Annotated in this window: 12 protein-coding genes; 1 reads left to right on the top strand and 11 read right to left on the bottom strand. The window is 72.9% G+C overall.

Annotation, left to right across the window (positions count from 1 at the left end):
- Nucleotides 1-13: 13 nt before the first annotated feature.
- The 10 genes from B7767_RS16125 to B7767_RS16080 all read right to left on the bottom strand — a co-directional run bounded on the left by B7767_RS16125 (nucleotide 14) and on the right by B7767_RS16080 (nucleotide 7,780).
- On the bottom strand, nucleotides 14-502 hold the full coding sequence (locus B7767_RS16125) for a hypothetical protein (RefSeq protein WP_085572797.1): 489 nt from the start codon (nucleotides 500-502) through the stop codon (nucleotides 14-16).
- 149 nt (nucleotides 503-651) lie between these two features.
- The gene (locus B7767_RS16120) at nucleotides 652-1,617 is read right to left on the bottom strand and encodes a YihY/virulence factor BrkB family protein (protein ID WP_085572796.1); all 966 of its coding nucleotides are present in this window, start codon (nucleotides 1,615-1,617) and stop codon (nucleotides 652-654) included.
- Between the two features lie 77 nt (nucleotides 1,618-1,694).
- Nucleotides 1,695-2,195 (bottom strand): SMI1/KNR4 family protein, encoded by a 501-nt coding sequence (locus B7767_RS16115; protein ID WP_085572795.1) that lies wholly within the window; start codon nucleotides 2,193-2,195, stop codon nucleotides 1,695-1,697.
- Nucleotides 2,192-2,935 (bottom strand): SMI1/KNR4 family protein, encoded by a 744-nt coding sequence (locus B7767_RS16110; RefSeq protein WP_143652483.1) that lies wholly within the window; start codon nucleotides 2,933-2,935, stop codon nucleotides 2,192-2,194. The genes B7767_RS16115 and B7767_RS16110 overlap by 4 nt, the downstream gene beginning before the upstream one ends.
- A 66-nt stretch (nucleotides 2,936-3,001) precedes the next feature.
- Nucleotides 3,002-3,352 carry a DUF3140 domain-containing protein gene (locus B7767_RS16105; protein ID WP_371101895.1) on the bottom strand — a complete coding sequence of 117 codons (351 nt, stop codon included), beginning with the start codon at nucleotides 3,350-3,352 and terminating at the stop codon, nucleotides 3,002-3,004.
- Complete coding sequence (locus tag B7767_RS16100) at nucleotides 3,349-3,579, bottom strand: DUF2945 domain-containing protein (RefSeq protein WP_085572793.1); 231 nt, start codon at nucleotides 3,577-3,579, stop codon at nucleotides 3,349-3,351. The genes B7767_RS16105 and B7767_RS16100 overlap by 4 nt, the downstream gene beginning before the upstream one ends.
- Before the next feature lie 131 nt (nucleotides 3,580-3,710).
- Complete coding sequence (gene katG / locus B7767_RS16095) at nucleotides 3,711-5,942, bottom strand: catalase/peroxidase HPI (protein ID WP_085572792.1); 2,232 nt, start codon at nucleotides 5,940-5,942, stop codon at nucleotides 3,711-3,713.
- Nucleotides 5,943-5,975: 33 nt separating this feature from the next.
- On the bottom strand, nucleotides 5,976-6,413 hold the full coding sequence (locus B7767_RS16090; RefSeq protein ID WP_085572791.1) for a Fur family transcriptional regulator: 438 nt from the start codon (nucleotides 6,411-6,413) through the stop codon (nucleotides 5,976-5,978).
- A 61-nt stretch (nucleotides 6,414-6,474) separates the two neighbouring features.
- Nucleotides 6,475-7,068: a DUF488 family protein gene (locus tag B7767_RS16085; RefSeq protein ID WP_085572790.1), complete on the bottom strand. Its 594-nt coding sequence runs from the start codon at nucleotides 7,066-7,068 to the stop codon at nucleotides 6,475-6,477.
- Nucleotides 7,069-7,090: 22 nt separating this feature from the next.
- Nucleotides 7,091-7,780, bottom strand: a complete 690-nt coding sequence (locus B7767_RS16080) for a metalloregulator ArsR/SmtB family transcription factor (RefSeq protein ID WP_085572789.1) — start codon at nucleotides 7,778-7,780, stop codon at nucleotides 7,091-7,093.
- Nucleotides 7,781-7,867: 87 nt separating this feature from the next.
- On the opposite strand from B7767_RS16080, the gene B7767_RS16075 reads away from it, so the two are divergent.
- The gene (locus B7767_RS16075; RefSeq protein WP_085572788.1) at nucleotides 7,868-8,299 is read left to right on the top strand and encodes a hypothetical protein; all 432 of its coding nucleotides are present in this window, start codon (nucleotides 7,868-7,870) and stop codon (nucleotides 8,297-8,299) included.
- A gap of 7 nt (nucleotides 8,300-8,306) precedes the next feature.
- Here B7767_RS16075 and B7767_RS16070 read toward each other — a convergent pair.
- Nucleotides 8,307-9,016 (bottom strand): diacylglycerol kinase family protein (locus tag B7767_RS16070; RefSeq protein ID WP_107486129.1); only part of this gene is annotated, 710 nt, incomplete at its 5' end.

Genomic DNA, 9,016 nt, shown 5'->3' with positions numbered 1-9,016 from the left:
CCCCGCGCCCCGGTCAGGCCACGCGGGCGCGCTCCCGTACCGGGCGTGCCGGCTCGGGCCGGGTCCGGGGAGCCGGTTCGGCGCGCGTGGCGGACTGGGCGCGGGTGGCCGTCTGGGCACGGGTGGCGGTGCGGACGCGGTACGTCGTGCGGTTGGGGTCCACGACGGGCTCACCGAGGGTGATCCGCCCGGCCGCGTGCAGCGCGTCGCATTCGGCGGTGGGCAGGGCGGCGTAGCAGCCCCCGGTGCCGGTGGCCGAGTCGAGCGGGCGCCAGTAGCTGTACCTGCGGCGGCCGTTGGCGTACTCGGTGACGTACGTGGGAGTGCGGGGGTCGGAGATGATGCGCAGCACGTCGGTGCGGGGGGTGCCGGCCGGGGGGCGCGGGCGGGAAGGGGCGACCGGGAACTCGGTCGTTATCGGTCCGCCGCGGCGGTGGTCCGGTCGGCGGCGCGCGGTCGGCAGGGCGACGAGGGTGTGGGGGCGGTCGACGGTGGCGAGCATCAGCAGGACCTTTCCGGAGCCGGGATACGAGACCGTCTACCCAGCGCGGCGCCGGAGTTGATCTCCTTTTCCGATCATTGTGCAACCTCACACCGACAACGCGCGTACGCCACGCCCAAGTTCCCCGTCCGCGTGCTTGTTCCGGCCGGTCAGGCGCCCGGCCCCGGGTCCGGCCGGACCGCCGCGTCGACACCGGCGCGCGCCGCTTCGAGCTGGGCCGCGAACGCGATGCCGAGGAGGAGGGCGACGGCGGTGAGGTACGCCCACAGCAGCAGCGCGACGAACGCGGTGAGCGGCCCGTACAGGGCGCCGAACGCCCCGCTGCCCTCGACGTACAGCGCGAGCAGCCACGTCGCCGCGACCCACAGCAGCAGGTGCACGGCCGAGCCGAAGGCCAGCCAGGTGTAGCCGGGCTGGGTCCGCCGGGGCGACCAGCGAAAGATCACCGCCGAGGCGATCCACGCCAGCGCCAGCCCCGCCGGCAGTTCCAGCACGGTCCACCACCCCGTGCCGCCGCCGGGTCCCCCGGCCACCCGGACCACCGCGTCGCTCACCGCGTCACCGGCGACGAGCACGACGAACCCGAGCACCAGCGGCAGTCCCGCGGTGAGCGCGAGGAGGACGGCCCTGCCGTACTTGCGGGGGAAGGGGCGGTCGCGTTCGATCCCGTAGATGCGGTTGGCGCCCCGCTCGATCTGGGCCATGGCGGAGGCGAGGTTCAGCAGGGCGAAACTCAGGCCGAGCCAGAGCGCCAGCTCGCTGCCGAAGTCGTCGTGGGCGCTGCGCCTGGTCCCCTCGAAGGCGTCCTCGACGAGGTCGGCGCTGGCGCCGGGCACGATCCGGCCGAGGGTGAGTTCGATGACCCGTCCCACGCCCTCGGTGTGCACGGAGGTCGCCAGGCCGACCAGCGCCACGGTGAACGGCACCAGGCCGAGGACGACCTGGAAGGCGAGCGCCCGCGCGTTGGAGAAGCCGTCCGCGTAGCGGAAGCGGGCGAAGGAGTCGGTCAGCAGCCGCAGCCCCCCGTAGTGCCGCAGCGCGGCGAACGCCTCGTCTCCGGAGAGTTCCTCCCCGATCATGTCCCGGGTCTGCGGGACGTGGACGGCGGTTCCCATGCGCGGACACTCCTCGCGTCGAGTGGCTTTGCTCCCCTCATTGATGGCCCGTTTCCCCGATGCCACACCTGCGGGGCTCACATGCGGTCGGCGATGTGGTGCAGGTAGTGGGCGAGGGTCGGGTGGACCGCCTCCGTGAGGTCGTGCCCGTCCCACGAGCCGACCCGGCCCCCGGGGTCCACGAAGTACCCGGACGTGTACATCGTGCTGTCGTCGCGGGAGGTGACCGGTATCCACGCGGGGTCCCAGGCGCGCCCCCATCTGTCCGTGAAGAGGCCGTGGTTGAGGGGCAGGGTGACCATGGCGTGCATCTGCCGCGCCACGTCCAGGCAGATGAAGGCGTGGCCGTCCATGAAGTCCCACCGCAGGCCGTCGGCGCGGACGTCGTACGCGCCCTCGTGCAGTCCCCACAGGGTCCGCAGCGCCTCCGGCACCCGGGTGTCCGTCGCGTCCTCGAAGGCGCGGACCGCCGCCTCGGGGGCCGGGGGCCGCAGGGGCGGGTAGGTGTCCGGGCCGCGCAGGATCGCGGCCCGGACGCGGCTCCACGCCCGCTCCGTCGCCTCCGCCCGCCCGCTCACGCGTCCCCCTCGTGCCCGCGGTGCTCCTCGTGCACGGGCCGCCACCCGTCGAGGTCGTGGTACAGCCGGTGGCCGGGGTCGTCCCAGACGAGCAGACCGTTCCAGACGCCGGGCACGTCCCCGCCGTGCGGCCGGGGGGCCGCCTCGTACAGGGCGTCCGCCTGTTTCCTCAGGTAGCCGGCCAGGGTGGTGTCCTTCCACACCTGCGGCGGTTCGGCCTCGGTCCAGTACCCGACACGGCCGGTCTCCGCGTCGTGGAACAGACCGGAGTAGGGGTCGGTCGGGTCGTTGCAGGCGAACGGTACCCACGTCCGCTCCCAGCCCCGCTCCCGCGCGTGCTCCAGCGGGTGGCAGAAGAACGATCCGTCGATGCTCAGCGGCGCGTCGCCGTCGAGGAAGCCGGGGAACCCGAACAGGTAGGTGCCCTCGTTCGTCCCCCACAGCGTCTTCAGGTCGTCGTGCAGGGGCGTGCCGATGCGCTTCTCGTACCATGCCAGCGCCTCGGGTGTCACCGGCGGGCGCAGCCGTGCGTGGGTGGCGGGCGCGTGACGCCGCAGCCACGAGGTGAGGCGCCCCCACTGGTGCGCGACGTCCTCCCGTGGATCCACCCCCGGTCCCTCCGATGACGCGTGCCGCGCCGGTGCGTCGCTCCGCTGCCGCCGTCCGCCGCACGCGGCGGTGGTCGCCGTGGTGAGTGCGGTGAGGACAACACTGCGACGGTGCACGGTGGTTGTGTTCACCGGCCGACCCTACCGGGACGGATCCCGCACGGGTGCACGCCCCCGGGAGGTCCGTGGGCGGTGGTGTCAGGACGCGTCGTCGAGCGGGTCGTGGCCCCAGTTCATCAGCGAGTGGCGCCAGCGCGTGTCGCGCACGTCGCCGGACGGACGCTGGGCGAGATGGCGGCGGATGTAGCCGACCACCTTGCGCATGTGCGCGTAGTCGTCGTCGGAGAGGTCCTTCCTCCCGGCGCGGAGGATGCCGACGATACGGCGGCCGGACGCGTGACCGGTCGACTCGCCGCCGTCCGCGTGCTGACCCGCGCTGCGGGACTCCTCCGTGCCGAGCCACTCCTCGAGGTCGGCCGGCTTCATGTTGACCAGCTCGCGGAACTCGTCCCAGGTCTCGTCCTCGCGGTCCGCCTCCACGGCGCTCACTTCTTCTTCCTGAGCGCGGAGGGCTTGTGGACCGCCGGCCTGCCCGACTTGTCGCTGCGCACCTCGTACTGCGGTTCCTCCTCGGAGGCGGCGACCGTGCGCCCGGCCGCCTCGGTGCGCTCGGTGATCTTCTTCTCGACCTTGCCCGTCGCCTCGCCGCCGTGGCTGCTCCAGGCGACCTCGTCGCCCCGGTGGAGGTTCTTCCCGCGGTCGCTGCCCTTGCCCATCCCAGGCGCCTCCTTCAGGTGGCGGTCGGCTCGGTTCCAGCCTGGCGGCAGGGCGGCCCGCCCGCATCTCGGGGCCGGCGCACGTCCGGGCCGGCCCCGGAGGGCCGGCCCGGATCGGCGGGACGGAGGGATCAGACGAGGTCGAACCGGTCGAGGTTCATGACCTTGTCCCACGCCTTGACGAAGTCCTTCACGAACTTCTCCCTGGCGTCGTCACTCGCGTAGACCTCCGCGAGCGCGCGCAGCTCGGAGTTCGATCCGAACACGAGGTCGGCACGGGTACCGGTCCACTTGACCTCTCCGGTGGCCGCGTCGCGGCCCTCGAACGTGGTCCGGTCCTCGGACGTCGGCTTCCACGTCGTGCCCAGGTCGAGCAGGTTGACGAAGAAGTCGTTGGTCAGGGTGCCGGGGGCCGTGGTGAACACGCCGAGCGAGGACTGCTGGTGGGTCGCGCCCAGGACCCGCAGACCGCCGACGAGGACGGTCATCTCGGGGGCGCTCAGCGTCAGCAGGTTGGCCTTGTCGAGCAGCAGGAACTCGGCCGGCAGGCGGTTGCCCTTGCCGAGGTAGTTGCGGAAGCCGTCGGCGGTGGGCTCGAGCGCGGAGAAGGACTCCGTGTCCGTCTCCTCCTGCGACGCGTCCACGCGGCCCGGCGTGAACGGCACCTCGATGTCGACGCCGCCGTCCTTGGCCGCCTTCTCGACGCCCGCGGCACCGGCCAGCACGATCAGGTCGGCGAGCGAGACCTGCTTGCCGCCGGTCTGCGCGGAGTTGAAGGACTCCTGGACGCCCTCCAGGGTGCGCAGCACCGCCGCCAGCCGGTCGGGGTCGTTGGCCTCCCAGCCGCGCTGCGGCTCCAGGCGGACGCGGGCGCCGTTGGCGCCGCCGCGCTTGTCGCTGCCGCGGAAGGACGAGGCCGACGCCCACGCCGTCGACACCAGCTCGGACACCGGCAGGCCCGAGGCGAGGACCTGCTCCTTGAGGGCGGCGACGTCCGCGGCGTCGATCAGGTCGTGGGTGCGCTCCGGCAGCGGGTCCTGCCACAGCAGGGTCTCGGAGGGCACCTCCGGGCCGAGGTACAGCGACTTGGGGCCCATGTCGCGGTGGGTGAGCTTGAACCAGGCGCGGGCGAAGGCGTCCGCGAACTCGTCCGGGTTCTCCAGGAAGCGCCGCGAGATCGGTCCGTAGACCGGGTCGAAACGGAGGGCGAGGTCCGTCGTCAGCATCGTCGGCTGGTGGCTCTTCGACGGGTCGTGGGCGTCGGGCACGGTGCCGGCCCCCGCGCCGTCCTTCGGCCGCCACTGGTGGGCGCCGGCGGGGCTCTTGAACAGCTCCCACTCGTAGCCGAAGAGGATCTCGAAGAAGCTGTTGTCCCAGGTCGTCGGCGTGTTGGTCCACGTCACCTCGAGACCGCTGGTGATCGTGTCACCGCCCTTGCCGGTGCCGAAGGTGCTCTTCCAGCCCAGGCCCTGCTCCTCGAGGCCGGCGGCCTCGGGGTCGTCGCCGACGTGCTCGGCCGGGCCGGCGCCGTGGGTCTTGCCGAAGGTGTGGCCGCCCGCGATCAGGGCGACGGTCTCCTCGTCGTTCATCGCCATGCGGCGGAACGTCTCGCGTATGTCGCGGGCCGAGGCGATCGGGTCCGGATTGCCGCCCGGGCCCTCCGGGTTGACGTAGATGAGGCCCATCTGGACGGCGCCGAGCGGGCTCTCCAGCTCCCGGTCGCCGGTGTAGCGCTCGTCGCCGAGCCAGGTGGACTCGGGGCCCCAGTAGACGTCCTCCTCCGGCTCCCAGACGTCGGCGCGGCCGCCGGCGAAGCCGAAGGTCGTGAAGCCCATCGACTCCAGGGCGACGTTGCCGGAGAGGATCAGCAGGTCGGCCCAGGACAGGCTCTTGCCGTACTTCTTCTTGACCGGCCACAGCAGCCGCCGGGCCTTGTCGAGGTTGGCGTTGTCCGGCCAGCTGTTGAGCGGGGCGAAGCGCTGCTGGCCGGCCCCGGCGCCGCCGCGGCCGTCGCTGATGCGGTAGGTGCCCGCGCTGTGCCAGGCCATGCGGACGATGAGGGGGCCGTAGTGGCCGAAGTCGGCCGGCCACCAGTCCTGCGAGGTGGTCAGCACCTCGGCGATGTCCCGCTTCACCGCCGGAAGGTCGAGGGCCGAGAACGCCTCGGCGTAGTCGAAGTCCTCGCCGAGCGGGTTCGCCACGGCCGGGTTCTTGGCGAGGATCTTCAGGTTGAGCCGTTCGGGCCACCACTGGCGGTTTCCGCCGCCCTGGGTGGGGTGCGGGGCGCGCCCGTGCGCGACCGGGCAGCCACCCGCCTCCTCCGTCTTGGGTTCGGTGACGATCGCGTCATGGTTCTCGGTCATGGGAGTCCTTCCGAGCGGAAACGTTCGCGCAGTTCAGCTACTGCGGGAGGTGGAACAGCCGGGGCACAGGCCCCAGAAAACGACCTCGGCCTCGTCGATCGCGAAACCGTGACCGTCGGGCGGGGTCAGACAGGGCGCGTCACCGGCCGCGCAGTCGACGTCGGCGACGACGCCGCAGGAACGGCACACCGCGTGGTGGTGGTTGTCCCCGACCCGGCCCTCGTAGCGGGCGGGGCTGCCGGCCGGCTCGATGCGGCGCACCAGCCCCGCCCCGGCGAGCGCGTTCAGCGCCTCGTACACCGCCTGCAGGGAGACCTGCCCTATGCGCCGGCGCACTCCGGAGGCGAGCGCCTCGACTCCGAGGTGGCCGCCCTCGCGGACGGTGTCGAGGAGGGCGACGCGGGCGGCCGTCGCGCGCAGGCCCGCTCCGCGGAGCTCCTCGGCGGTGGTCGGCGGCCGGGATGCGGTCATGCGCCGAACCTATAGCCCGAGACGCGAATAATTCCAGAGAACGAACGGGTCCAGTCTTGGGTCACGTCCGGTAACGGCGGGTGGCTCCCGAGTTGCGTCCCGTCGCCGTCCCACGTGCCGCGGCTTCGGCGTCGTCGTAGACCAGCAGTCCGTCGTCCCGCAGGCGCGCGCCCGGTGTGGGGCTGTGCCGGGTGTGGCGTCCGTCGTGCATCAGGTGACGCACGGGCACGTCGCGGGCCAGGACGGCGAAGTCGGCGATGAGCCGCCGGTGGCACCGCCACCACACGGATTCGCCGCACATCACCGCGGTCGGCTCGCGGGCGGCCTGTTCCAGCAGGGTGTCCATCGCGGTGACGAAACCGGGGGTGCGGGTGTGGGCGGCGTAGCCGCGGAAGGAGTCGTTGCGCCAGACGGTGTCGGGCGAGTCGGGCGGCGGTCTGCGGAAGCCGCCCAGGTCCCGTTCCCAGCGGTAGGCGATGCCCGCCTCGGGCAGCCACGAGGCCAGCCGTGCGCGCGCCAGGTCGGGGTCGCGGCGGCTGCCGGGGCCGGTCCGGACGTCCACGACGGCGGCGATCCCCGCATCACCCAGCAGCCGGACCAGTGCGTCCCGGCCGGCGGTGCCGTGGCCGAAGGTCGACAGCTCGCGCGGGTTCATGGCACGCCTCCTCGTGACGGGTTCAGGCGGCGGGCTCCAGGCGGACGCAGCACCGGCCCGGTTCCGGCGCCAGACGGGCCTCGAACCCCGTTGCACCGAGTCCTTCGAGGACTCCGCGCATCAGGTGCAGGTTCATGCCGCACACCGTCTGCGTGTGCGCGCGGGCCAGCGCGTGGAAGGGGCAGTTGCCCAGGACGACGGACCCGCCGTCGTGGCGCGGCTCGAAACCGTACCGCTCCAGCACGCGGAGGACCTCCCTCGCGTCACCGTCCGTCCCCAGTCGTACGCCCAGCTCCCGAGCCCTGCGGTGCAGTACGTCGCGCACGGGTTCCCCGCCGGCGGCGGATTCCTCCACGGCCTGGGCCAGCAGCCGGCCGGCGAGTTCGTAGCGCCGGTCCGGGAGGCTGACGGCGATCTGCGCGGCCGAGCGGCGGTAGAGCTTGGCCGGGCGGCCCGCGCCCGGTCCGGTGCGTCCGCTGCGCCGGACGTGGAGCACGTCGAGCAGGTGCTCCGCGGCCAGCCGGTCCAGGTGGAAGGCCGCGGTCTGCCGGGCCAGTCCGAGCGCCTCGGCCGCCTCGTCCCGGCCGACCGGGTGGCGCCGGCCCACCACGTAGTCGTAGAGCCGCCGGCGGGTGGGTTCGTCGAGAGCGGCGATGGCCGAGATGGCCGAGACGTCCTTGTCGCGTACTTCTTCCGTGTCATCCACGAACACCAGTGTAAAAGCAACGGTCATTGACTAAAGAGCGGAACCGCGCTTCTATCGTTAATGAAAGTTGTCGATAGAAGAAGGGTGCAGGCCATGGCCTCCACAACCACGAGCGGCACGTCGGTCACGCCCCGGCGGGCCGCCCTCACCGACCCCGGCTACCAGGCGTTCGTCATCCTGCGCACCGGCTTCACCGTGGCGCCGGTCCTGTTCGGACTGGACAAGTTCGCGAACCTCCTCGTCGACTGGCCCGCCTACCTCGCGCCGTGGATCGACGGCATCGTCCCGGGCAGCGCGCAGGCGGCGATGTACGCGGTGGGCGTGATCGAGATCGTGGCCGGCGCCGTCGTGGGCATCGCACCGCGCTTCGGGGGCTGGCTGGTCGCCGGCTGGCTCGCGGGGATCATCGTCAACCTGCTCACGCTGTCCGGCCACTACGACGTCGCGCTGCGCGACTTCGGACTGCTGCTGGGCGCGGTGGCGCTCGCGCGGCTGGCCCGGCGCCACCACGGCGCCCGGCCCTGAGCGGCGGTCAGTACAGGACGCGCAGGGCTCCGGGCAGGACCCTGACCGTGACGGGGAGGACCGCGTCGACCTCCCCGTCGGTGCCGTAGGGGATCTCCCGGTCGGCCTCGATGCGGATCTCCTCGCCCCGCAGGATCCGCACCTGGGGCCGACGCACGTGGGTGCCGGTCCTGAGCTCGTTCATCAGGGCGAAGAACAGCCGCCGCGGTGCCTGGCGGATCATGACGACGTCCAGCAGCCCGTCGTCCACACGGGCGCCGGGGGCGATGACGCGGCCGGAGCCGTAGTAGCCGGAGTTGGCGGTCACCACCGTGTACCCGGTGTGCGGGTGCTCCTCGCCGTCGACGGTGACCCGGTAGCGGGCGGGCCGCCAGGTGGTGACGGCCCGCAGTCCGCCCGCGTAGTAGGACGCGGAGCCCCGCAGCAGCCTGGACCGGTTGGCGTGGCGGTTGGCGAGCGCGTCCACCCCGGCGTACACGCCGCCGAGGACGACGGTGCGGTCGTGGACGGCCGAGGTGACCTCGACCGTGTCGACCTGCCGTGGCTCGGCGTGGAGCAGGACGCGGGCCAGGTCCGCCGGGTCCCGGGGCAGTCCCAGCGCGCGGGCGAAGTCGTTGCCCCGGCCGGCCGGGACGAGGCCGAGGGTCGCGCCCGTTCCGCTGAGGGCGCCGCCGACACCTCCCGCGATGCCGTCCCCGCCGACGGCGAGGACGATCC

Source organism: Streptomyces sp. 13-12-16, assembly GCF_002114215.1.
Taxonomy (GTDB): Bacteria; Actinomycetota; Actinomycetes; order Streptomycetales; family Streptomycetaceae; genus Streptomyces.
Note: the sequence above shows the minus strand (reverse complement) of the source record. Positions and strands in the feature narration are given on the sequence as shown.